Annotated in this window: 24 protein-coding genes and 1 pseudogene; 12 read left to right on the forward strand and 13 right to left on the reverse strand. The window is 68.9% G+C overall.

The features are described 5' to 3' along the window. Positions 1-363: 363 nt before the first annotated feature. The 4 genes from VS93_RS10160 to VS93_RS29045 all read right to left on the reverse strand — a co-directional run bounded on the left by VS93_RS10160 (position 364) and on the right by VS93_RS29045 (position 2,274). A complete protein-coding gene (locus VS93_RS10160; RefSeq protein WP_046469714.1) occupies positions 364-1,218 on the reverse strand; it encodes a radical SAM/SPASM domain-containing protein in 855 nt (284 codons plus the stop codon). A 98-nt stretch (positions 1,219-1,316) separates the two neighbouring features. Beyond that, entirely contained in the window at positions 1,317-1,541 is a 225-nt protein-coding gene (locus VS93_RS10165) for a hypothetical protein (protein WP_046469738.1), read from the reverse strand. A gap of 284 nt (positions 1,542-1,825) precedes the next feature. Next, complete coding sequence (locus VS93_RS10170) at positions 1,826-2,074, reverse strand: hypothetical protein (RefSeq protein ID WP_046469715.1); 249 nt, start codon at positions 2,072-2,074, stop codon at positions 1,826-1,828. Continuing rightward, positions 2,071-2,274 (reverse strand): helix-turn-helix domain-containing protein, encoded by a 204-nt coding sequence (locus tag VS93_RS29045; RefSeq protein ID WP_156184766.1) that lies wholly within the window; start codon positions 2,272-2,274, stop codon positions 2,071-2,073. Before VS93_RS29045 ends, VS93_RS10170 begins: the two co-directional genes overlap by 4 nt. A gap of 319 nt (positions 2,275-2,593) precedes the next feature. Between VS93_RS29045 and VS93_RS27950 the strand changes: the two genes are divergently transcribed. The 4 genes from VS93_RS27950 to VS93_RS29050 all read left to right on the forward strand — a co-directional run bounded on the left by VS93_RS27950 (position 2,594) and on the right by VS93_RS29050 (position 7,138). Further along, complete coding sequence (locus VS93_RS27950) at positions 2,594-3,532, forward strand: helix-turn-helix transcriptional regulator (RefSeq protein WP_236700461.1); 939 nt, start codon at positions 2,594-2,596, stop codon at positions 3,530-3,532. A gap of 313 nt (positions 3,533-3,845) precedes the next feature. After that, the gene (locus VS93_RS32925; RefSeq protein WP_046469739.1) at positions 3,846-5,327 is read left to right on the forward strand and encodes a replication initiator; all 1,482 of its coding nucleotides are present in this window, start codon (positions 3,846-3,848) and stop codon (positions 5,325-5,327) included. A gap of 351 nt (positions 5,328-5,678) precedes the next feature. Continuing rightward, a complete protein-coding gene (locus VS93_RS33340; protein WP_201776595.1) occupies positions 5,679-5,873 on the forward strand; it encodes a helix-turn-helix transcriptional regulator in 195 nt (64 codons plus the stop codon). Between the two features lie 470 nt (positions 5,874-6,343). Further along, entirely contained in the window at positions 6,344-7,138 is a 795-nt protein-coding gene (locus VS93_RS29050; protein WP_156184767.1) for a hypothetical protein, read from the forward strand. Between the two features lie 340 nt (positions 7,139-7,478). Here VS93_RS29050 and VS93_RS10185 read toward each other — a convergent pair whose 3' ends face one another. Beyond that, positions 7,479-8,315, reverse strand: a complete 837-nt coding sequence (locus tag VS93_RS10185; RefSeq protein ID WP_046469716.1) for an alpha/beta fold hydrolase — start codon at positions 8,313-8,315, stop codon at positions 7,479-7,481. 122 nt (positions 8,316-8,437) lie between these two features. On the opposite strand from VS93_RS10185, the gene VS93_RS10190 reads away from it, so the two are divergent. Next, positions 8,438-9,052, forward strand: a complete 615-nt coding sequence (locus VS93_RS10190) for a TetR/AcrR family transcriptional regulator (RefSeq protein ID WP_046469717.1) — start codon at positions 8,438-8,440, stop codon at positions 9,050-9,052. 291 nt (positions 9,053-9,343) lie between these two features. Here the strand turns inward: VS93_RS10190 and VS93_RS10195 are convergent, their stop codons facing one another. Next, positions 9,344-10,795 carry an FAD-binding protein gene (locus VS93_RS10195; RefSeq protein WP_236700456.1) on the reverse strand — a complete coding sequence of 484 codons (1,452 nt, stop codon included), beginning with the start codon at positions 10,793-10,795 and terminating at the stop codon, positions 9,344-9,346. 214 nt (positions 10,796-11,009) lie between these two features. Between VS93_RS10195 and VS93_RS10200 the strand changes: the two genes are divergently transcribed. The 3 genes from VS93_RS10200 to VS93_RS10210 all read left to right on the forward strand — a co-directional run bounded on the left by VS93_RS10200 (position 11,010) and on the right by VS93_RS10210 (position 14,233). Continuing rightward, a complete protein-coding gene (locus VS93_RS10200) occupies positions 11,010-11,282 on the forward strand; it encodes a hypothetical protein (protein WP_046469718.1) in 273 nt (90 codons plus the stop codon). A gap of 74 nt (positions 11,283-11,356) precedes the next feature. Next, positions 11,357-13,093, forward strand: coding sequence for a SpoIIE family protein phosphatase (locus VS93_RS10205; protein WP_052745661.1), 1,737 nt, complete (start codon positions 11,357-11,359; stop codon positions 13,091-13,093). A gap of 225 nt (positions 13,094-13,318) precedes the next feature. Continuing rightward, on the forward strand, positions 13,319-14,233 hold the full coding sequence (locus VS93_RS10210; RefSeq protein WP_046469719.1) for a haloalkane dehalogenase: 915 nt from the start codon (positions 13,319-13,321) through the stop codon (positions 14,231-14,233). Positions 14,234-14,244: 11 nt separating this feature from the next. On the opposite strand, the gene VS93_RS31410 is transcribed toward VS93_RS10210, so the two are convergent. After that, on the reverse strand, positions 14,245-14,505 hold the full coding sequence (locus VS93_RS31410) for a hypothetical protein (protein ID WP_046469720.1): 261 nt from the start codon (positions 14,503-14,505) through the stop codon (positions 14,245-14,247). 245 nt (positions 14,506-14,750) lie between these two features. After that, positions 14,751-15,011: pseudogene (locus VS93_RS33345) on the reverse strand (hypothetical protein); the annotation flags it as partial. Between the two features lie 257 nt (positions 15,012-15,268). On the opposite strand from VS93_RS33345, the gene VS93_RS10220 reads away from it, so the two are divergent. After that, on the forward strand, positions 15,269-16,252 hold the full coding sequence (locus tag VS93_RS10220; protein WP_236700457.1) for a catalase family peroxidase: 984 nt from the start codon (positions 15,269-15,271) through the stop codon (positions 16,250-16,252). Between the two features lie 25 nt (positions 16,253-16,277). Here the strand turns inward: VS93_RS10220 and VS93_RS10225 are convergent, their stop codons facing one another. Genes VS93_RS10225 through VS93_RS10235 form a run of 3 tightly spaced genes read right to left on the reverse strand, consistent with a single transcriptional unit; the run spans position 16,278 to position 17,907 of the window. Then, positions 16,278-17,081 (reverse strand): methyltransferase domain-containing protein, encoded by an 804-nt coding sequence (locus tag VS93_RS10225; RefSeq protein WP_046469721.1) that lies wholly within the window; start codon positions 17,079-17,081, stop codon positions 16,278-16,280. A gap of 3 nt (positions 17,082-17,084) precedes the next feature. Next, complete coding sequence (locus VS93_RS10230; RefSeq protein ID WP_156184769.1) at positions 17,085-17,330, reverse strand: zf-HC2 domain-containing protein; 246 nt, start codon at positions 17,328-17,330, stop codon at positions 17,085-17,087. Then, complete coding sequence (locus VS93_RS10235) at positions 17,320-17,907, reverse strand: sigma-70 family RNA polymerase sigma factor (protein WP_046469722.1); 588 nt, start codon at positions 17,905-17,907, stop codon at positions 17,320-17,322. Before VS93_RS10235 ends, VS93_RS10230 begins: the two co-directional genes overlap by 11 nt. A 151-nt stretch (positions 17,908-18,058) precedes the next feature. Between VS93_RS10235 and VS93_RS10240 the strand changes: the two genes are divergently transcribed. From VS93_RS10240 to VS93_RS10250, 3 genes are read left to right on the forward strand one after another with little or no spacing between them, the layout of a single operon-like run. Continuing rightward, positions 18,059-18,376 carry a cupin domain-containing protein gene (locus tag VS93_RS10240; protein WP_046469723.1) on the forward strand — a complete coding sequence of 106 codons (318 nt, stop codon included), beginning with the start codon at positions 18,059-18,061 and terminating at the stop codon, positions 18,374-18,376. Between the two features lie 37 nt (positions 18,377-18,413). Continuing rightward, complete coding sequence (locus VS93_RS10245; protein WP_046469724.1) at positions 18,414-18,779, forward strand: DsrE family protein; 366 nt, start codon at positions 18,414-18,416, stop codon at positions 18,777-18,779. A 19-nt stretch (positions 18,780-18,798) separates the two neighbouring features. Then, positions 18,799-19,575, forward strand: coding sequence for a methyltransferase domain-containing protein (locus tag VS93_RS10250; RefSeq protein ID WP_046469725.1), 777 nt, complete (start codon positions 18,799-18,801; stop codon positions 19,573-19,575). 154 nt (positions 19,576-19,729) lie between these two features. Here VS93_RS10250 and VS93_RS32930 read toward each other — a convergent pair whose 3' ends face one another. Together VS93_RS32930 and VS93_RS10255 are read right to left on the reverse strand one after the other, a co-directional pair. Then, entirely contained in the window at positions 19,730-20,272 is a 543-nt protein-coding gene (locus VS93_RS32930) for a molybdopterin dinucleotide binding domain-containing protein (protein WP_338022716.1), read from the reverse strand. Between the two features lie 65 nt (positions 20,273-20,337). Further along, positions 20,338-21,948 carry a molybdopterin-dependent oxidoreductase gene (locus VS93_RS10255; protein ID WP_338022717.1) on the reverse strand — a complete coding sequence of 537 codons (1,611 nt, stop codon included), beginning with the start codon at positions 21,946-21,948 and terminating at the stop codon, positions 20,338-20,340. Between the last annotated feature and the right edge of the window lie 227 nt (positions 21,949-22,175).

The following is a 22,175-nucleotide window of genomic DNA, read 5'->3' on the forward strand; positions in this document are numbered from 1 at the left end:
CACGGTTCACGATGTCCACGACGGTGGGGAGGTCGGGGGAACCCGGGGTGATGTCAGCCGCTCGTCCGTCAATGACCTCGAAGCCTAGGGCGGTCCATGTGTCATCCTCGGCCCGCCACAGCACAGCCGGGGAGAGTGGCTGAACGAACGGGTTAATGAGCCCTTCCCGGACGAGAGAGTCTCGCTTTCCCCCGGGACGGTTTGGGACAGCCTTGACGAAGTACGGCCCGCGCTCGCAGTCGATAACGGCCGTAACGTCTGTGCTGTGGCCGCGTCGGGTAGGGCGAATTCCCGACACGGTTCCCGTATACGGCGAGATCAGCGCTTGGAACTCCGGTCCGGGAAGGGGGTCATTCATGGTGGTTAGCTCCTAGGGCTGCAACCGCTGTCCGGGTATCCCGGGCTGCACTCTCCGTCCGGGTCGCAGAGACCTGTCCCGGCGGCTTCCCGTATGGAGGCGTTGGCCTGGTCCATTTCAGTGCCAGCCACGATAGCGCGCAACGGAGTGTCCTGGACGTTGCCCACGCTCAACCATGTGGAGAAGACACACGGGGAGACGGCCCCATGAGGGTCGATTGACGCCTTGCCTGCTCCGCACTGCCCGCACAAGTGGGACGCGTCGGGTTCCTCGCCATGGCTTCCACGCCCGAAGGGACGAACGTGGTCGACGTGGATTCGCGTTACGCCCAACGACTCAAGGTCACGCCACGCTTCGTCCACGCGTTGTCCGTCGTCCGCCGCGATGATCCCAACGCGAAGCGGGATACCCAGCTTCACTGCCTTCGCGATGTTGGCCCGCGTCCGCCCATGGCTCCGCCGGTTCGTCATCGCGTTGTGCTGGTTCGCGTCGTCGGAGTAGTAGGACGTAGCGAGGCTGACCCCCTTTCGTTGGAACAGTTCCCAACATTTCGGGGAGACGTGCACGAGATTGCTGAACACCTCCACGGTCAACCACCGGTTCAGCGCGTGGTCTACCAGCTCCGCGAAATCCGGGTGCGTCGTCGGTTCCCCTCCAATGATCTGAAGTCGGCTCACGCGCAGTGCCGCCGCGTCGTAGATCACCCGAAACCAGTCGTTTCGCGTCATGGTGCCGTGCTCGCCGTTGGGGCCGGAGTCGTTATAGCAGTGGGTACATGCGAGCTGGCACTTTCGCGTGAGATCCAGCCACAGTGTGTCCAGTGTCGGAGTGGTTGTCTGTTCGAGGGGAGTAGCGGTCACGGTTCCTCGTTCCTCTCGTTGTGGTGACCGGGGCCGCGTCGCAGGGAGGGTTACGACACGGCCCCGGGGCCGTACGGCCCCCGTTGGCGCACGGCCCGTTACTCAAGTGGCGTGTAATGCTTGCGCCACGGCTCCGGAAGTGGGTTTCCCGCCGCGATCCATTCGTGGAGCGTTTGAAAGGACTCGTCGGCCCGGACGAGTGACGCGCGGAGGTCGGCCTTAGTCGCTCTGGTGTCCTTGTGGTCCCGAAGACTTTCCGAAACCGCGTCAAACAGCGCATCCGCAATATCTTCATCCGTCTTGAATTCGGGGCGGTCCTCCATGTCCAACGTGAGCCTCCTGTCGTGTTTTGGTGCTCCCCCGGAAAGAGTCTCCTTTTACCCGGGGTAGGTGCGTCTCCTCAGCACGGCCCCGGGTGCTGCCGGTTCTACGCGTGTCGCCTTGTGGGATGACGGCTGGTGCCCCCGCACGCCACCTAGGAGGGGGTGACGTGCGGGGGTGGACCACGGCAACCACGGCTGGAGTAAGGGGCGTGGTGGCCGTGGGGGTCGTGGGGGTCGTGTGCGGTGACGTTGGCCCGGGGCTGTCTTCCGCTTTTGTGGTCAACTCAAAGGGGGCAAGGGTGGTCTATGGGTTGGATGGCAGAGAATCGGCACTCTTCTACGGGGCATTCCCAATTGGCCCAGATTGGGTCCACCATCGGAAATTCCTCATCATCGTGGCCCGTGAGAAGTTCGCGCAGTTCAAGAGAGGTATCGCGTACCGGGCCGAGCCAGTAGGTGTTGTCATCGGTGGCCGCGATCAGCTCGTCAATAAGGTCCCTGAGCGCGTGGCATTCCGTATAGGTGAGGGTCACCGGGTCTCCTCCCGCACGGAATCCCGTAGGGCGTAGACGTCGCCCATACCGAACAGACACCAACCGTTGGGATCGGTGACATAGGCGATGCGTCCCGCGTAGGCCCATCGACGCATCGTGGACGGATCGATGCCCAGTACCCGCGCTGCCTCCCCGGTGGACAGCACAAGAAAGTTCAAGTGCGCGTAAGAGGGGTTCACCGGCTAACCCCCAGACTGATCAGGAGCGCCACGCCCGCGAACTGGCCGAACGCATGGGCCTGTGCGGCATGCAGGCGTTCCACAACAAGCAGGTAGGGGCGGACTCGCGCGCTTCGGCGTGGTGGCAGACTGTTCACTGTCATCAGCTCCCGTTAGCTGGTGGCCATGCCCCCGGACGGGCCGGAATCCGTCGCGGGGGTCTCGTGTTTCCCCACTCTTCTCCGTAAAGGCGGGTCGTGGGATCGGCCAGCAGTAGGCCACTTGTAGGCCAGCCTTGATAAGCCACAATGGGTTCATGGCTCCCGAGACCATCCACCGAATGCTCAAGCGACACCGCAAGTCACTCGGTTGGACGCAACAGCAACTGGCCGACGCCTTGTGTCAGGAGGCGGGACGCGCCACGCTGACGCGCCAAGAGATCTACCGCTGGGAGAATGGGCGCCGGGTACCAACATTCTGGCTGCCCCACCTCATGTCGGTCCTCGGCATTACTCGGGACGAGCTTGAACGCGTAATCTCACCATCGATGAACGAGGATGACCGCGACCGCATCGCCCACAGCCTTGCCGCACCCTCACGTGTGGACGCCGGCACCGTAGCCGCGCTCACAGACGTACTCCCGGCGCAACGCCGACTAGACGACTCCCTTCCTGCTACCACGATGCTTCCGGCTACAGCAGCACAGTGGGAATCTGTGGAACAACTGGCGCGTGAGGCTCGCGGCCCGCATGCAGATGCGCTTCGCTACGTGGCCGCTGAATACGTGCAGTTCCTGGGTTGGCTACATGCCGAAGCACGCAATGACCGGGACGCTGTTCGCTACCTCACAGAAGCAGAGGAACGCGCCGACGACCTAGACGACGGTCCGCTAGTTGCGCAAGCGGCCAACTTCAAGGGCTACCTAGCGCGCCAACAGGGACGGCCCCGGGCTGTCGTGCGGTGGTTTTCCGCCGCGTACCACACGCCCGGAGCGGCGCCGCTGCAACGTGTCGGGGACGCGGTCCAAGCGGCACATGGTACGCGCTTCTTGGGGAACGTGAGACGGCCCGGCGGCTGTTGGGGGATGCATCCGACCTTGCCGACGAAGCGGCGGACACGGAGGCACCGGATACCGCCTATTGGCTGTCTCCCACTTTTTCCCGTATGGTATGGGCCTTGTCCACCTTGCGTTAGAGGATCACGCCGAGGCAGCGGCCAACCTCCGGGCTGGACTGGACGGTCTGCCCCCGGAACAACGGGACGCGGAATGGACTCGTGAGTACCGGGTCGCATTGGAGCAAGCGCGGGCCGCGTGAGGACTCTACCGGCAGATTGCGGACGTGTTCCGGGGACGGCCATGCACTCTCCCTGCCGCTGCCGAATGGGGCGCTACCACGGGTAATGCCTGTGGTTCGAGTCGGATCCGGTAGATGGCCCGATGTTCCGGTGACGAATTCGCCAATATCGCGGAATCCGCCCTAAGTTACCGTGCGGTAACTCTGGTGGGGGTCGCAACCTGAGGCTGCATGAGGAACGCGGTTCTCCTCGTGTGAGGGCGGTTCAGGGCGACGGGGGTGCCTGTGGCGGAGTTGGTGACAGAGCGGGCGTTGTTCGATCGGGCGGGTCGTGTCGACTTTCCCGAGTGGCAGAACCAGGTGGAGCGGGCGGGGTTTTGTTCGCATCCGGTGCGGATTGCGGGCTCGGCTGCGGCGGTGGATGTGTCCTCGGGGGAAGTGCGGGCCGAAACCTCCACGCGGGACGCTCCGGATGGAACTCTTCTGGTGGCGTGTGGGGATCGGCGGGCCTCAGTGTGCCCGTCGTGCGCGGAGACGTATCGCCGCGACATGTGGCACTTGGTGAACGCCGGGCTGTCGGGGCGCGTGGAGCCTGCGGCGGCGGAGTCCTCGGGGGTGTCGACGGCGGTTCCGGAGTCGGTGGTGGAGCATCCCACGATGTTTGTGACGTTGACGGCGCCCAGCTTCGGGGCGGTGCATACGGCACATGCGGATGGGGGGCGGTGTCGTCCTCGCTCGGGTGCGCGGCGGTGCCCCCATGGGCGTCTTCTCGGGTGTGGGCTGGTGCACGATCCTGATCATCCGGTGGTGGGGACTCCGCTCTGTACGGGGTGTTATGACTACACGGGCGCGGTGCTGTGGAACTCCAGCGTGAGCGAACTGTGGCGCCGTACGCGTATCGGGATTGACCGTGCTCTGGCGCCTCTGGTCTCGGATGCGCTGGGGCATCGGGTGACGGTGGCGGGGCTGCGTGACTTCCTTCGGGTCTCCTATGTGAAGGTGGCCGAGTTCCAAAAGCGTGGGCTGGTGCACCTGCATGTAGTCGTCCGGCTTGATGGCGTCGATCCGGATGGGTCCTCGGCGGTGGTGCCTCCCCCGTCCTGGGCGTCAGTGGGGTTGCTGCGTTCCGCGCTTGATCGGGTGGTGCCGACGGTCTCCGTAGCGTTGCCTTCGCCCGATGGGCAGTTGCGCACTTCTGCATGGGGGCCGCAGTACGACGTCTCTGACATCAGCAACGGCCCCAGTAGCGATCCTCGGCGCACGGCGGCCTATGTGGCCAAGTACGCCACCAAGACCGCCTCCGACATTGCCGGGGCGGGTGCGGTGTTGGCGCGACGCATCCGCCGATTGCGCCGGGGGTGGCTGCGGCGTGCGGTGGGGGCGCACTTGGCCCGGATGGTCGAAACCGCGTGGAACCTCGGCGGGCGCTCCGATCTCGCACATTTACGGCTTCGCCAGTGGGCGCACACGCTGGGGTTTCGGGGCCACTTCGCCACCAAGAGCCGCCGTTACAGCGTGACCATGGGGGCGTTGCGGGCGGTGCGGCGGTCCTGGCGTGCCCAACAGCGCCAGAGTTCGGGCGAGACCGATGTGTGGGGCGCTGGGGGCGAGGAATCCACGGTCATCGTGGGCCAGTGGCGCTACGTCGGGCGCGGATACGCCAAGTCGGTTGACGCGATGCTCGTCGAATCGATGAAACGCGACCACGAAGAAACCATCATCGAGTACCGCGACCAGGTCGCCCGCGAGAAACAGCTAGCGGCCGATGTTGATTTCTAGCGTTCCAGGGGATGCAATCCCGAAGCGATTCGGCGGTTTCCAGGGAACCGCAATCATTGGAATCCAAGAATACACTGCGCGCGAAGCGCGTCCAATTCATTCATCGCGTACTTTCCGCGCAAACCGTCACCATTGGAACAGCAAAACCGCGCGCGAAGCGCGTCAATGTACGCCTCGGCTTCGCCGGGCGAAGGGGCGGTGGTCGGGGTTCGGTACGGCCCCGCCGGCCGTGCACTGTCAAGCATTTTCCGGAAATTCCTTGCCCGGTTTCGGTCGTGGTTTTTGGCCCGTGGCTGGCCCGTGGGGTGGCTTTCTGGTGGCCCGTGAATGGCCCGTGTAGGGGTGGTTTGTATGGGGGATAAGAAGACTCTGACCGTGGCGGAGGTGGCGTCTGAGCTGGGTTTTGATCGTTCTACGGTGTATCGGTGGATCCATACTGGCAACGGTCCTCGGGTGTTTCGCTCGCCTGGTGGTCATATCCGTGTGCGGCGCGCGGATTTTATAGAATGGGCTGGGCAGAACAATCTAGGCGATGGGAGCCGCTGAGTGAAGACCGAACGCGGGCAGGAATTAGAATTTTGGACGATCCGGGAACGCAAAGGGCGGTCTAAGCCGTGGGAGCTGCGGTGGCGGGTGGAGGACGCGAAACGCTCGAAGAGTTTCAAAACTAAGGAACTGGCGCGCAACCGTGAGCGGGCGCTGATCAGTGCGGCGCGTGATAGTGAGACGTTCTCGACCGTGACCGGTGAACCGCTCTCCTGGGCTCGCTCGGCGGAGTCGGTGTATGAGGCAGCGGTGTCCTACGCGCGTCATGCCCGGGGCGCCACCGATGCGGGCAACACCCGGCGCACACTTCGGGACAACCTAGTGCGGCTGGTCATGGCTGCGCTCGATGACACAGTGGTGCGTAAGGATCCGCCACCGGGAAGTATGGCGGCGGTGCGCGCTCGGCGCTGGGAGCCTATGCCCTGTCGTTTGACGTCGACACCTCGGCCAAACGCCAGGAGGAACGCGTCGTGGCCCGTACGGCGCCCGACGACACCACTGCGGCGTGCCTGGCCTGGGTTGCCCGGGTCGCGCGTCCGCTGTGCGATATCGCCTCACCCGATACCGCTATGGCGCTGCTTGATGACGCCTGCGTGCGCGTCGATGGTTGCGGGTCCGTCGCATCCGACACGCGTCGGCGTCGGCGCGGTGTCCTGTCCAGCATGCTCGATCACGCGGTGAGCCGGGGCGTGCTCGGCGCCAACCCATTGTCCGGGCTCACCACACGGCGGGCACGCTCCTCCGATGCCATCAACCCGCGCACCATCCCCGACTACACGCAAGCCGGGCGGCTGCTGCGCGCCATCGAAACCAGCACCAACCCCACCGACCGCTACCTGCACGCGTTCTTCACCCTCGCCTACCTGGCCGGTACCCGGCCCGGTGAAACACGCGCCATCCGAGATCAGGACATCATCTGGCCCGAACACGTCACCGATCCCGATGCCGCGCCCGGCTGGGGCGTACTCGTGGCCGGGGGCTCACGCACCGAGGTAGACGCTTCCTACACCGACGACGGGCAAAACGGTGAAGATCGCGGACTGAAAGGCCGTGAACAGGACGCGGTCCGCATGGTGCCGCTGCCACCTGAAGCCGTGGCCGTGCTCCGCCACCACATCGCCACCTACGGCGGCGCCCCGGACGGACGCCTGTTCTGGCACCACACCGCGCGCAAGATGTACGACGTCCTACCCGGCAAGGTCTACCGGCGCACGTGGCGGCGTGCTCGCGCTACGGCCCTGACCGATGCCGAGCGGGCGCTGTAGGTGGCCGTGCGCCCCTACGATCTGCGCCACGGGTGCGCAAGCCTGCTCATCGGGGAAGGAATCCCCACACCCGAGATCGCGCGACGCCTGGGCCACAGCGTGGAAGTTCTACTGACCACCTATACCCATTGGTTCAAGGAACAGGAACACGCCGCGAATCGCCTGCTCAGCGACACGTTCGCGCGACGCGGGCCTCTCACGGGCCAACTTTCTCCAGAATCCCCCGAAACCCCGCATGACACCAGGTCAGAGACCTAAACCCCTGCGGTCCACCCCTCCCCGCGTGCGCGGGAGCGTACACGGTCACCCGCGGCCGGGGAGGCCGCCCCTGCCGGTGGCCCTACTTGGCGAGGAATGCCAGCAGGGCCTCGTTGACCTGCTGGGCGTGGGTCCACAGCAGGCCGTGGGGCGCGCCTTCGATCTCGACGTAGTCCGCCGAGGGCAGCAGTTCGGCGAACGGTCGGCCGGTCGCCTCGATGGGCAGGATGTTGTCCTTGGTGCCGTGCAGGATCAGCGCGGGAACGTCGATCTTCGGGATGTCGGCGCGGAAGTCGGTGAACCAGGTCATGGGAGCCGCCGCCGATGCGACCGCGCCCGAGCCCGCCGCGACGTTCCAGCTGTTGCGGACGGCCTCCTCGCTGATCCTGGTGCCCAGATTCTCGTCGAGGTTGTAGAAGGTCTTGTAGAACTCGGTGAAGTAAGCGTACCGGTCGTCCTGCACCGTGGCGGCGATCTCCTCGAAGAACTCACGGGGCGCCGCACCGTTGGGGTTGTCCCCGGTCTTGAGCAGGAAGGGTTCCAAGGAGGCCAGGAAGGCGGCCTTGGCGACGCGGTCGGATCCGTAGGTGCCCAGATAGCGGGCGACCTCACCGGTTCCCATGGAGAAGCCCACGAGGACGACATCGGTGAGGTCCAGGGCTTCCAGGACGGTGTTGAGGTCGGCGGTGAAGGTGTCGTAGTCGTAGCCGGTGGAAGGCTGGGACGACTGGCCGAAGCCTCGGCGGTCGTAGGTGATGACCCGGTACCCGGCCTCCAGCAGGGCGGCGGCCTGCTTCTCCCAGGAGTGGCCGCTGAGCGGGAAGCCGTGAATGAGGAGGACCGGCTGACCGCTGCCCTGGTCCTCGTAGTAGAGCTCGATGGGAGTGCTGTTCTCGGTTCCGACGGTGATACGTCCCATGATGTTCTCCTCCCCCCGAGTGAGAACGATCGTTCTCACTTGAGACCGTTGGCGAGACCGACTGTTCTCACTCGCCAGGATTCTAGAGAACGGTCGTTCTCAACACAAGTACACTGGCCGGCATGGACAACGATGACTACCGGCAACGCGTCATCGCCGCGGCCGACCGGCTCTACTACACAAAGGGCTTCTCCGCCGTGGGCATGGACCAGCTCCGAGACGCCGCCGGGATCTCCCTACGCCGCCTCTACCAGCTCTTCCCCTCCAAGAACGACGTTGTCACGGCGGTCCTGCAAAACAGGCGCAAAATATGGGCCGACGGTCTGACGGAGTACATGGACGCGGCCCCCACCCCCCGCGGGAAGCTACTGGCCGTCTACGACTTCCTGGCCGATTGGTTCTGCGAGGACGACTTCCGGGGGTGCGGGTTCATCAACGCCTTCGCCGAACTCGGCGCGGTCAACTCCGAGATCGCCGCCATCGCGCGCGAACACAAAATGTCCTTCCAGCGCCATATGGCCAGGCTGGTGGCCGAGATCGGCGCGGCCCCCTCCCTCGCCCACCACCTCATGCTCCTGGCAGAGGGCGCCCAGACCACCGCGGCACTGACCGGCGACCCCAGCGCCGCCCACCACGCTCGCCAAGCGGCCGAGATCCTCATCGACACGGCGCTGGCGAAGGAACACCCCAACACGAACGGCGAGGACGCCGAGACGCACCTCGCGAACCACGGATGACGCCCCCGACCACCCCCGCGTGGGAGGGGAGCAGGTCGTGTTCCTCCTTTTCGGTGGTGGCGGGGGACCATCCCCGCGTGTGCGAGGAGCAGACTGAATGACCTGCGCTTCTCGGAGTGTAGGGGACCCGTTTTATTCACTTCTGGAGAATCCGGCGAAACGCCCACCGGGATATGCGAACCGTGCCGCCCCGCGGTCAGGGTGGGCGGCCCGCACGGCTCGCTCCTCGCCGCACGGCCCCATTCCCTGCTGATCCCTGCCGACCACCCCCCTCCCCCGCCGGCTCCCCTGCTAACCGGTGAAGATCCGCTGGCCCGGGGCGAGGATCGAGGCGGGGTCGTACTCGGCCTTGGCGGCCGTCAGGTCCGCCCAGCGGTCGCCGAAGTGCGCGCGCCAGTCCTCCGGTTCCATGGGGACGCTCCCCACGGGGTAGCGGAACCCGCCGTGCTCCCGGGCGAGCTCGTAGAGGCGGCGGTTGTGCCGCAGCGCCTCGTCGGCGGTCGGCGCCTCCGCTCCGGGGGTGGCGGTCTTCAGCAGGGCGAACAGGAACAGCAGCGGCTCCTCGGGGGCGCGCAGCAGTGGTGCGCGCAGCAGCTCGCGGCGTATCGGGTACAGCAGGACGACCCCGCTGGGGCCGATGTCGGCGGGGGTGAGTCCGGCCATGACCGAGGCCACCACGTCGTCCGCGGCGCTGTCGGGGAGCAGCAGGTTCAGCCACGGGTGCGGGTCGCGCCACTCGCCGGTGGATTCCAGGTAGGCGACACTGGGCGCCAGCCGGTCGGCGAACTCGGGGAACGGCAGGTCGCCGATCTCCGCGTGCTCCCGTTCGTCGTGCAGGTCGCCGATGAGGGCGGTGTCGTCCGGTCGGCCGCCGAGTGGCATCGCGACCGCCTCCAGCAGGTAGCGCCATCCGCCTTCCTCCTCGGGGTCGGGCTGGGTCTGGCCTTCGACGTAGTCGAAGCGCCCGTCGGCCACCAGGCGCCGCTGATCCCGCATCAGCGCGGCCGGGCTGGAGTAGCGGAGCACGTAGCGGCGGACGGTCGGGGGCACCGGCACCGTCTCCAGGGTGGCCCGCGTGATGACGGCGCACTGGCCGAGTCCGGCCAGTACGGCGTGGAAGAGCCCGGGCCGCTGCGTCGGTGAACAGATCTCGATGTGACCGGTTCCGGTCACCACTTCGAGTTCCGCGACACTGTCGGTCTGCGCCCCGTAGCGGTGGCTCGCCCCGCCGAGGCCGCCCGCCGAGAGCGTTCCCCCCACCGAAAGCTCCAGGTAGTCGGTGAGCACCCGCGGGGCCCGCCCGTGCCGCAGCGTCGCCCGCAGCACCTCGCTCCAGCACGCGCCCCCTTGGACCGCGACGCGGCCGTCCCTCTCCCACCGGACGCCGTTGAGCGTGCCCATGTCGATGACCACCCCGTCCTCGGCCTGGGCCTGCCCGTAGGTGGAGTGCCCCCGGCCGCGCGCGGCGGCGCGGACTCCGCGGTCGGCGCACAGGCGCAGCACCGCCGCGATGTCGGACGCGGATCCCGCGCAGAGCACCCCGAGCGGGCGGTGGTGCACGAGGTGCCCGTAGTCGTCGGCGGCCTCCGCGGCCGCCCGCTCGCCGAGGCGCAGTTCGCCGTCCAGGGGCGGGAGGTCGGCGAACAGGAGCGATGCGGACGGCCCGGGGCGTCCCGGAGGACCGAAGCCGGTCGCGGGCTCGCCGGTTCCGGTCGTTTCTTTCCCATTCAGGGAGTTGTCCACAACGGCCTCGTTCCCTCGTCGCGCCTTCGGGTCGAAGGCAGCCTATTGCGACCCACATCCGGCACGGCGTGTCAATCCCGCCCGCGCCTCCCGTAAGCGGACAGTCACCGTCTCGTTCGTAGAATCGAACCCGATCCGCAGTCGACACGTGATCACCGGTGACGCTATCCGGGCAAGGGCTCATCGGCAGGATGGGAAGAGGCACGCCTCACCTATGGACGACGACAACGTGAGCAGGACCGGCCCCGGTACCGGCGCGGACCCGTGGGCCAAGCGCGAGGCCGCTCAGACCGACGTCGACGACCCCACGATCCCGTTCCTCGGCAGCCCTGTGCAGATCACCGGCTACCTCCGGGAGGATCTTCGAACGGTGCTCAATGAGGCCCGCTTCACGGTCGAGGAGGAGGACGCCCTCTCCTACGTCCCCGCCACGACCCAGGCGCGGCCCGAGATCCAGGTGTTCCTGATATGCGGGCGGGGCGGCTGATGCCCGTGCGACCGGCGGCGTTCCCCTCCAGAAAGCGGCCGGAGACGCCGCGCGTACAGGGATTCTGAGGGCCGATGGACTCACCGACCGATGGCAACCGCCTCGCCGCGGGCGGCGCCGCGGACCGTGCGGCGCTGCGTGTCCCCCTGTCCTTTCTGAACGAGGCCATCGTCCGGCTCGGGGCCAGCCTCGACCCGGAACAGATCGTCCGCGAACTCGGCGATGTCCTGGTTCCCGTGCTCGCCGACGTCGCGGCCGTCCACCTCACCGAGGCGCTCTTCGCCCCGCACCGGCTCGACGGCGGGCTTCCCGACGCCCAGGACGCGTCCGCCGGCAGGCTGCGGCGGTCGGTCGTGGCGCACGGCGGGGACCCCGGCCGGTGGTATGAGGCCCTCCCCGGGGGCGACGTCTGGGGGATGCCGCCGGCCAACCCGGTGCGCCGCGCCGTGGCCGCCAGGGAGCCGGTCCTCGTGGAGCGCGTCGACAGCGCCCTGGCCCGGAGCTTCACCGCTTCCGGCGGGGCGGACGCTCTCGCGGCGCTGCTGGGCGACCACTCACTCCTCGCTGTTCCGCTCTGCGCGCGAGGACGCGTGCTGGGCGCGCTCCTGCTGCTGCGCAGCCCCGACCGCGCGCCCTTCGACGATGTCGACGTGCTCACAGCGGCCCAGATCGCAGCTCAGGCCGGCCTCGTCGTGCACCACGCCGACCTCTACCGGGCCAAGGCGGGCATCGCCAACACGCTGCAGCGCAGCATGCTGCCCCGCCTGCCTCCCCGTGTGGCCGGGTTCGACATCGCGAGCCGCTACCTGAGCAGCAGCCAGACGGCGCAGGTCGGCGGGGACTGGTTCGACGCGATCCCTCTGCCGGGAGGACGCGTGGCGCTGGTCGTCGGCGACGTCATGGGCCACGGCATCCGGTCGGCGACCGCCATGGGGCAGTTCCGCACAGCGGTGCAGACCCTCGCGGCACTCGACCTCCCGCCCGACCACGTGCTCCGCAGCCTCGACGAGCTGGCCGAACAGCTCGACGAGAACTACCTGGCCACCTGCCTCTACGTGGTCTACGACCCGGTTTCGCGCTGCTGCAGTATCGCCAACGCGGGGCACATCCCGCCGGTGCTGCTGCACACGGACGGGCGCGCCGAACTGCTCACCCTGCCCACCGGGGCGCCGATCGGGGTGGGCGGGATCGCCTTCGAGTCCGTCGACATCCCCGTCGACGACGGGGCCGTTCTCACGATGTGCACGGACGGGCTCGTCGAACGGCGCGGAGAGGGCATCGGCGACGGGCTCTCGGCCATGTGCTCCGGTTTCGGCGCGCCCGACCAGCCGCTGGACGACCTGTGCGACCGCCTGATCGACTCGCTGCTCACCGACGACCGCGAGGACGACGCCGCGCTGCTCATGGCACGCCTGCACGGCATCGACCCGGGCCACGTCGCCCACTGGTTCCTGGAACCGCGCACCAGCACCCCCTCCCGCGTGCGCCGGCTCGTCCGCACGACGCTCGCGGACTGGGACCTTTCGGCGATCGCCGAAACCACCGAACTGCTCGTGACCGAGCTGGTGACCAACGCCGTACGGCACTCCTCCCAGCCGATCGAGCTGCGGCTGCTGCGCACCGAGGCCCTTCTGTGCGAGGTCGCCGACAGTGACCACCAGCGCCCGGTCCTGCGCCATACCGCGGAGACCGACGAGAGCGGCCGCGGCCTGCAGCTGGTCAGCCGGCTCGCTCGGCGCTGGGGAAGCAGCGCCAAGACCAACGGCAAGGTGGTCTGGTTCGAGCAGGAGCTTCCGCCACCCGGCGAGTGAGGAACCGTCCGGCACCGGTGATCGGCACGGACGGTGGGGTTCGCTCACCGGCGCCCGCGCGCGTGAGCGCCACGGTCCACCAGGCGCCCACCCCGTCCCCTCCGCTGGGTGGCCCCGTCCGCGCCCTCGGTGTCCCGGTCGTCTATGTTCGGCGGGAACCGGCCCGCGGTCCGACCCGGCACACCCGGCACCGCCGATGGCAGGCACCCAACCGAGGAGTCCGCCATGCAGGTCCTGCGCACCCCCGACGAACGGTTCACCGGTCTGCCCGGCTTCCCGTTCGCCCCCCACTACGCCGAGATCCCCTCCGGCGACGGCGGCGCCCCGTTGCGCATGCACTACCTCGACGAGGGGCCGGGCGACGGTCCCGTGGTCCTGCTGCTGCACGGCGAGCCGTCGTGGTGCTACCTGTACCGGTCGATGATCCCGCCACTCATCGAAAGGGGGTTCCGGTGCGTCGCTCCCGACCTCATCGGGTTCGGCCGCTCCGACAAGCCCGCCGCGCAGCAGGACTACAGCTACGCCGCCCACGTGGGCTGGCTGCGCCGATTGCTCGTCGACGAGCTGCGGCTGACCGGGGCCACCCTGTTCGCCCAGGACTGGGGCGGGCTGCTCGGCCTGCGGGTGCTGGCGGAGGAGCCGGACCGGTTCGCCCGGGTCGTCCTGGCCAACAGCGGGCTGCCCACCGGCGACCACCCGCCCTCGGAGGCGTTCCTCGCCTGGCAGCGCTTCAGCCGGGACAAACCCGGGTTCCAGATCGGGCGGGTCATCGGCAACGGCACCGCCAGCGGCCTCCCGGACGACGTCATCGCCGCCTACGACGCCCCTTTCCCAGACGACTCCTACACAGCGGGGGCGCGGATCTTTCCGTCGCTGGTCCCCACCTCCCCCGACGACCCCGCCTCGGACGACAACCGCCGCGCCTGGGAGGTGCTCGAACGCTGGGAGAAACCGTTCCTGACCGCGTTCAGCGACGGCGACCCGATCACCTCCGGCTGGGAGGCCCCGTTCCACACACTCGTCCCGGGAGCGCGTGACCGGCAGCACCCGACGATCAAGGGCGCCGGGCACTTTCTGCAGGAGGACGCCGGTTCCGAGCTGGCCCGGATCATCATCGAACTGGTCGCCCGCACCCCTTGAACCCGCGGCGCTCAGTCCTGCGGGTCCTCCGCGAGCGCCGGTACCCCTCCGGCGAACAGCCTCGCGGCCAACCGGGCGAGTTCGGCCGGGGTCCAGTGCCGGCCGGTATCGAGCAGCATGCGCGCACCGGCTTCGGCGACCCCGACGGCCAGGGCTGCGGCCGCCGCGGCGGTGCGCTCCCCGCCCGGTGCCGAGCCGCCGTCGGCGTGGTCCAGCCACGGCGAGAGCACGGAGGTGAGGTGCCGGGTGGCCTCGGCGCGGGCCCGGCGCACCCCGATGCCCCGGTTCGCCTGGGCGGAAGGGCCATAGACCAGCCGGTAGCTGTCGGGGCCCCGGCGACCGCGGTGAAGTAGGCTTGGAGGAACCCGTGGAGGGTCCGCACCGGGTCGGTTCCCGTTGGTACCGACTCCAGCACGGCGGTCAGCTCCCGCGACAGGCGCTGCCTCTCCCGCTGGTCCAGCGCCTCCAGCATGGCCTCGCGGTTGTCGAAGCAGCGGTAGAGCACCGTCTTGGCCACTCCGGCCTCGGCGGCCACGTCCTCCATCGACACCGTGCCGTCCTCCCGCAGCATCACCCGCAGCGCGGCGTCCAGCACCAGCTCCCGGCGGGTGGCCAGTGGCAGGTGGGGTGCGCGACTGTTCTGCGCCGGGGTTCTTTCAGCACGGATGTTCATCGCCGGGTGTACTCCGTTTCGTGTCCGTTGGCGGCCGCTGCCGGTTCCCCGCGGGGACGCGCGACGCCCGCACCCGCCCCGGGGGTGACCAGCCGGTGAGGCCATGGCGGCACCTTCCCTCGACCCCTCCGGAGACCGATGTGACGGCCATCGCCCCGCCGATTATTGTACTTCCGCGTACAAAAATTGTACGGTCGAGTACAAACATTGGGCGACCCGGATGGTCCAGGACGACGCCCGGGGCCGGCTCCGCGCCTTCGGTGTCCGCCGGCGCCGGAGCCGCGTCCAGGGCCCCGACCGGGTGGCGATGCGCGATCACCCCCGCCGCCCGACCGACCAGCACGTTCCGAGGAGATACGCACGTGAGCCACACACCGAACCCCGCATCCGGCGACGCCGACCGCGTCGACCGGGCGATGCTCGCCATGGAGCAGCACACCGGTGTCGTGCCCGGCTACCGACGGGCCCACCCGCGCGGCGTCGGCTTCCGCGGGCACTTCACCGCCACGGCCGAGGCCGCCGAGCTCAGCACGGCCGAGCATCTCCAGGGAACACCCGTCGAGACGGTCGTCCGGCTGTCGAACGCGGCGGGAAGCCCCTACGCCCCCGACCGCCATTCCGCCACCCGGGGCAACGTCCTCGGCCTGGCCGTGCGGTTCGCCCTTCCGTCGGGAGGCCACAGCACCTGGGGGGCGCCGAACATCCCGAACTTCCCGGCGGCCACCCCTGAGGAATTCATCGACATCACCAACGCACAGCGGCGCGGCCCCCGCACCGGCCGGCCGAGCCTGCTGCGGGTGCTGCGCCACGTGGTACGGCACCGGCACTCCCTGCCGGGCCTGAAGGGGATCACCGGGCTCCCTGCCACGGAGAGCTTCGCCACCACCCGGTTCAACGGGCTGCACGCCTACTACCTGGTCGACGCCGAAGGGCGCCGCCGGCCCTTCCGCTACCGCTGGATCCCCGATGCGGGGCCCGCGGAGATCACCCCGGAGGACGATCGTGTCCTCCCTCCGCAGTACCTGATCAGCGAGATCAAGCAGCGCGTCGCGCAGGCGCCGGTGAGCTGGACCCTGGTGTTCCAGATGGCCGAGGAGGGCGACCCTCTCGACAACGTGACCAGGCAGTGGCCGGAGGAGCGCCCCCGGATCACCGCGGGCCGGCTGGTGATAGACCGGCTGCACGAGGACCAGGAACTCGTCGAGGGCTCCGTCTTCGACCCGACGAACGTGCCGCCGGGGATCGAGCTGTCCGGCGACCCCATACTGCACTTCCGTTCCAAGGTCTACTCCGAGTCCCACAGCCGCCGGACCGGCGAGTCCAAACCCCGCATCAGGGCCGAGTGACCGCCGGCGCGGAGTTAGCGCCCGGTCAGGCGAGTGGACGCACAGCCTTGACGAGCACGCTGGTCGCGACGTTCTCGTGCCGCTGCGCCGGGAGCAGTTCCCGCATCTGCTCGATGACCTCCGGGGTGAACAGGGGGTAGAGCGCGGCCTCCGACAGGCCGAAGGGAAGCCGCTCTCCGATCGAGATATCGGTGAAGCCGGTCTTTCGCAGCTTGTTGCGGAAGACGCTTTCGGCCAGCGCCCCGGAGACGCACCCGGCCCAGGCCGCCGTCGAGCCGAGCACCGTGGGCGGCAGCTCCTCGTCCACGACGAGGTCCACCAGGCACAGCCGGCCGCCGGGGCGCAGCACCCGGGAAATCTCCGCCAGCGCCCGGCTCTTGCGCGGCGACAGGTTGATCACTCCGTTGGAGACGACGACGTCGACACTGGAGTCGGCGAGGGGAATCGCCTCCATCTCGCCGCGCCGGAACTCGGTCCAGTCCTCGACCCCGGCCGCGCGCGCGTGCTCACGGGCCCGGGCGCACATCTCGTCCAGCAGGTCGAGGCCGATGACCCGGCCTTCGGGACCGACACGCCGCGCCGCCAGGATGGTGTCGATACCGCCGCCGCTGCCCACGTCGAGCACGGCCTCCCCCGGTCGAAGCCCGGCGTGGGGAATCGGGTCGCCCACCCCGAGCGCCCACGCCACCGCACCCGCCGGCAACTCGGCCAGCTCCTCGGCCGAGTAGGAACGCCGGGTCACCGCCTCGCCGCCGCCGCTCGGGATCGCGGAGTACGCCCGGGCCACGGCCCGGCGGATCTCCTCCTGGAACATCAGGTCGTGGGTCATCGTCTACAGCTCCTCCAGGAATCGCTCCAGCCGCTGGACCGCCTGCGGTCGGGAGTCGTCTATGGTCTGGGACGCCAGGAGATCCCGCAGGTGACCGATGAACTCCAGCTCGCCGCAGCAGCGGCGGCAGAACGCGAGGTGCTCGTCGACGCGCTCCCGGTCGACGCGCCGGCCCGAGCCCTCCAGGTAGTCCCACAACTGCTGGATCGCTTCAGAGCACGGCATCAGCGGGGAGTGCTTATCGTTCATCACGCCCTCCACGTTTGAGCATGCCCGTTTCCTCTGCGTAGGCCCACATTTCCCGCTCGAACGCCTTTCGGCCGCGGTGCAGCCTGGCGAGGACCGTACCCAGCGGGACTCCGCACAGCCGCGCGATCTCCTTGGTGGCGAACCCCTCCATGTGGCAGAGCACCAGGGGAACCCGGTAGATCTCCGGTAGGCGCAGCAACACGTGGCGCACGTCCTCCTTGGCGAAAGTATGCAGGAAATCAAGGTGGACGGTGTCGGAGTACGGGAACGGGTCCTCTTCTGCGATGGTCCGGTAGAGGGAGAACTCCTCGCAGTCGGCTACCGGTATCTCCTCGGCCGAGCGGGCGCGTTTGCGCATCCGGTCGCGGTGGGTGTTCACCAGGATGGCCCGCAGCCAGGGCCCGCCGGCCTGGGCATCCTTCAATCCGGCGTACGACCGGTAGCCGCGCAGCAGCGCCTCCTGAACCAAATCCTCGGCGTCATCCCTGGTCAGGCGCCTTGCGAGTGCCAGCAGCCGCGGCAACTGAGAACGCGCCAGCGCCTGGAACGACTCCTTGGTCCCCTGCGGTACCGCCACGGCAACACCCTGCCCCACCCATGCGCACAACACTCCGCTTGTCTGTGAAGACGTCACCGGCGGCGCGGTTATTGCATCCGCGGTGAAACGCAATCAGCGCCACCGCCTCCCTCGTCAGTAAGGGCAAGGACGGACCGGAGGGAGTCGGGTGATGACAGTCAAACGGTTGGACGAGGTCCCCGTGGCGGGTGAGGAGCCCGGCATCGAGATCCGTCACCTCAAGCGCGTGCGGGACACCGAACTCAAGGTGCTGGACATCGAGCCGGAGAGCGCCACGCCGTTCCACTCGCACCCGCACGCGCATGAAGGAGTCATCGTGGCCGGCCGGGGCGCACTGTGCCTCTCGGACCGGTCGCAGTTGCTGGAACCCGGGCACGTGTTCTCGGTCGAACCGTACGAGCCGCACGCCATCCATAACCGGGGCGCCGGAAAGCTGCGCCTGGTCTGCGTGGACTGCTTCACCGAGTAACGGCCCCTCATCAGTACGAGAGAAGGGAGGGATCGTCGTGTCCGACAAGGCGGCGATCAGTCTGACGACCGGTCTGGAAGACCCGGAGAAGGTCACCGTGGCGTTCCTGGTTGCGGTGGCCGCGGCCGAGGAGGGGCGGCCGACCCTGATGTTCCTCACCAAGGAGGCCGTGCGGCTCGCTATGGAGGGTGTGGCGGTCGGCGTGGCCTGCGACGGCTGCCCGTCCCTTCCCGACCTGCTCCGGCGCTACGAGCAGGCGGGCGGGCGCTTCCTGGTCTGCCCGATCTGCTTCAACGCCCGTGACCTGGACAAGGGTCGCCTGATCACCAACGCCGAGATCGGCGGCACCGTGCCGCTGTGGCAGTGGATCGGCGACGAGGGCGCTGTCACCTTCAGCTACTAGCCAGGAAAGGATTCCCACGATGACGACCAGAACCCTGAACATCAAAGACCTGGAGCTGCAGGTCAAGCAGATGTACCACAAGGTGGCCGTGCAGCCGGAGGGGGACTTCCACTTCGAGCTCGGGCGGACGGTGGCCGAGCGGATCGGCTATCCGCCCAACTACCTCGACGCGGTCCCCGCGGCCGCGGTCGACTCCTTCGCCGGGGTCGGCTACTTCTTCGACCTCGCCGGGATCGGCGCCGGCGAAACCGTGCTCGACGTCGGCAGCGGCTCCGGGACGGACAGCGTGATCGCCGCCGGCCTGTGCGGGCCCGGTGGCCGCGTCATCGGCGTCGACATGACCGACGCCCAGATCGACAAGGCGTCCCGGCTGGCCGCTGAACGCGGCCTTGAGCAGGTCGAGTTCCGCAAGGGCTACATCGAGCGGCTCCCGGTCGAGGACGCCGCCGTCGACGTGGTCATCTCCAACGGCGTGTTCAACCTGGTCTCCGACAAAACGGCTGTGTTCGGCGAGGTGGCCCGGGTGCTGCGCCCCGGCGGGCGCCTCGCGCTGGCCGATATCGTCTCCAAGAGCCAGTTGCCGGAGGCGGTCACCTGCGACGCGGCCCTGTGGGCCTCCTGTATTGGGGGTGCCATGCAGATCGACTCCTACCAGGACGCCATCGAGGCCGCCGGCATGAGCGTCGAGACCGTACGCCACAACGACCGCTACCGGTTCCTGTCCGACAGTGCCGACGACGCCACCCGGAAGTGGGGGGTGAAGAGCATCTCCCTGCTCGCCCGCAACCGCCCGTAGCTCCGCGCCCGTCGACGTGCGGAGCCTGGGCGGGTGGCGCCGGTCGGCGCCACCCGCCCAGACCGTATGAAGGGACGGCCGGTTCCCGGCGTCCTCGCGCCCGCCTCGCGTGCCGCAGGTTCCGGTCCAGGGGTCGAGCGACCATCGGCACGGCTCACGGCGCGGGCAGCACGTCGACGGGGACGCCGTTGAGGACCGAGGTTCCGGACAGGGGGTCGATGACATCGGGGTCGGTGAGCACGTTGGCGTTGACTCCGGGATCCGCCGCCGCCACCTCCATGCGGGTGCCCTGAGCGCCGTGCCCCCAGCCGTGCGGCAAGCTCACCACGCCCGAGGGAACCGCCTCGGTGTGCTCCACGGTGACCTGGAGCTGCCCCGAGCGGCTGCGGACCAGCGCGGCCGCGTTGTCCTGGAGTCCGAGGCGCGCGGCGTCGTCCGGGTGCACCTGCAGCGTGCAGGTGTTGCTCCCGCCCGCCAGCGCGGGCACGTTGTGCATCCAGCTGTTGTTGGACCGCAGGTGGCGGCGGCCGATGAGGACGAGCGCGTCGCGCCGGGTGTCCAGCCCCTCCCGGAGCCGCCGCACGTCCTCGGCGATGGGTTCCGGGCACACCTCGATCGCCCCTGAGGCCGTCTTGAGGACCTCGGGGATCCTCTGCTGGAGGGGGCCCAGGTCGATACCGTGCGGTTCGGCCAGCAACCGCCGCAGGCTGATCCCGTCAGGGTCGGCGCCGAAGCCGTCACCGTAGGCCCCCAGCCGCAGCTTCAGATCCAGCCTGCGTTCGGCGGGAGTACCCGGGTACAGCTCCTCGGCGAGCTTGGCCGCGTCGCTCCGTACGCGGGGGAGGCGGGGTCGGCGATGGCCTTGGCGAGATCACGCTCGATCAGCCGGCCGTCGACCTCGGCCGGATCGACGTCCGCGCCCCGGCCGGCGGCGATCTGGATCAGGCGGGCGAGGATCTCGCACTCGTCGACACGGTCGCCGGCCAAGGGCACCGGGGGCGGTGAGTAGCGCGCGTTGTTCCGGATCGCGAGTTCGTTGAAGGACATGTCGTAGTGGGAGGACTGGCTCGGCGGCGGTGGCGGGAGGATGACGTCGGCGTGCCGGGTCGTCTCGTTCAGGTACGGGTCGACGCTGACCATGAACTCCAGTCCGGCCAGCGCCTGGGCCAGCCGGTCGCCGCCGGGTGTGGACAGCACGGGGTTCCCGGCGATCGTGACCACCGCCCGCACCTGCCCCTCGCCCGGGGTCGTGATCTCCTCGGCGAGGGCCGCCGCGGGAAGCTCGCCCTTGACCTCGGGCAGGCCGCGCACCCGGCTGTGCCACCGGCCGAGCTGGAACCCGCGCCCGCGCCCCTGGCCGCGCCGGCGGTGCGGCGCGAGGGGGAACATGGCACCGCCCGGCCGGTCGAGGTTGCCGGTGAGCAGGTTGAGCACGTCGACCAGCCAGCTCGTCAGCGTGCCGAACTCGACGGCGGTGGTGCCGATCCGGGCGTAAACGGCGGCGGTCGGCGCCTGGGCCAGCTCGCGGGCCAGGGTGCGGATCCCGTCTGCGGGGACACCGCACACCGGTTCCACCGCCTCGGGGGTGAACGCCTCGGCCAGTGACGGCAGGGCGTGCATGCCCTCGACATGGGAGGCGAGCGGGCCGGGGTCGGCCAGCCCCTCCTCGAACAGCGTGTGCACCATCGCGAAGAGCAGGTAGGCGTCCGTTCCCGGGCGGATCGCCACATGCTGGTCGGCCAGGGCGGCGGTCCGGGTGCGCCGGGGGTCGACGACGATGAGCCGCCCGCCGCGCTTGCGCAGCTTCTTCAGGCGGCCGGGGAAATCGGGGGCGGTGCACAGGCTGCCGTTGGACTCCACCGGATTGGCGCCGAGCATCAGAAGGTGGTCGGTGCGGTCCAGATCCGGCACCGGGATGGCGTAGGGGTCGCCGAACAGCAGGCCGCTGGAGACGTGCTTGGGCATCTGGTCGACGGTGCTCGCCGAGTAGACGTTGGGGCTGCCGACCGTCTTCGCGAACTCACCCGAGTACATCTGACCGGCGAGGGTGTGCACGTTGGGGTTGCCGAGGTAGGTGGCCACCGACAGGCGGCCGTGCCGCTCGACCACCCCCATCAGGCCGCGCTCCACGATCGCGAACGCCTCCGCCCACCCCGTTTCGGTCCAGGACCCGCCCTCGCGGACCATCGGCCGGCGCAGCCGGTCGGGGTCGGAGTCGAGCTGCCCGAGCGTCGCTCCTTTCGGGCAGATGAATCCGGCACTGAAGACGTCGTCGCGGTCACCGCGGGCGCCGGTGATCCGGCCGGTGTCGATGGTGAGCTTCAGCCCGCAGGTCGCTTCGCACAATGGGCAGATCCGGTAGGCCGTTTCCATATCGCCTCCACGTTCGGAACCAAACGGGCCGACATACCGACCGGTCGGCCGTTAGGGTAAGACGATACCTCTAATCCGGCTCCGTGCAGAGTGGGGGCCGGCCCCTCCAGGGACCATGCAAGAACCACGCGCCGGGCCCGAAGGCCCGCGCGTGGCGGGTCCCCCTGACCCGGTCTGTAAACGCCTCCGCCGTCCGCGCCCCGGGCGGGGCGGGAAACGGCCGCGAG

The sequence above is a fragment of the Allosalinactinospora lopnorensis genome (assembly GCF_000981225.1).
In the GTDB taxonomy this organism is placed as follows: domain Bacteria; phylum Actinomycetota; class Actinomycetes; order Streptosporangiales; family Streptosporangiaceae; genus Allosalinactinospora; species Allosalinactinospora lopnorensis.

Excerpts from the sequence above, each read along its gene's own strand:
- VS93_RS10165 (WP_046469738.1), bottom strand. The coding sequence starts at position 1,541 with ATGGAGGACCGCCCCGAATTCAAGACGGATGAAGATATTGCGGATGCG.
- VS93_RS27950 (WP_236700461.1), top strand. The coding sequence starts at position 2,594 with ATGCTCAAGCGACACCGCAAGTCACTCGGTTGGACGCAACAGCAACTG.
- VS93_RS33340 (WP_201776595.1), top strand. The coding sequence starts at position 5,679 with ATGGGGGATAAGAAGACTCTGACCGTGGCGGAGGTGGCGTCTGAGCTG.
- VS93_RS10185 (WP_046469716.1), bottom strand. The coding sequence starts at position 8,315 with ATGGGACGTATCACCGTCGGAACCGAGAACAGCACTCCCATCGAGCTC.
- VS93_RS10190 (WP_046469717.1), top strand. The coding sequence starts at position 8,438 with ATGGACAACGATGACTACCGGCAACGCGTCATCGCCGCGGCCGACCGG.
- VS93_RS10200 (WP_046469718.1), top strand. The coding sequence starts at position 11,010 with ATGGACGACGACAACGTGAGCAGGACCGGCCCCGGTACCGGCGCGGAC.
- VS93_RS10205 (WP_052745661.1), top strand. The coding sequence starts at position 11,357 with ATGGACTCACCGACCGATGGCAACCGCCTCGCCGCGGGCGGCGCCGCG.
- VS93_RS10210 (WP_046469719.1), top strand. The coding sequence starts at position 13,319 with ATGCAGGTCCTGCGCACCCCCGACGAACGGTTCACCGGTCTGCCCGGC.
- VS93_RS10225 (WP_046469721.1), bottom strand. The coding sequence starts at position 17,081 with ATGACCCACGACCTGATGTTCCAGGAGGAGATCCGCCGGGCCGTGGCC.
- VS93_RS10230 (WP_156184769.1), bottom strand. The coding sequence starts at position 17,330 with ATGAACGATAAGCACTCCCCGCTGATGCCGTGCTCTGAAGCGATCCAG.
- VS93_RS10240 (WP_046469723.1), top strand. The coding sequence starts at position 18,059 with ATGACAGTCAAACGGTTGGACGAGGTCCCCGTGGCGGGTGAGGAGCCC.
- VS93_RS10250 (WP_046469725.1), top strand. The coding sequence starts at position 18,799 with ATGACGACCAGAACCCTGAACATCAAAGACCTGGAGCTGCAGGTCAAG.
- VS93_RS10255 (WP_338022717.1), bottom strand. The coding sequence starts at position 21,948 with ATGGAAACGGCCTACCGGATCTGCCCATTGTGCGAAGCGACCTGCGGG.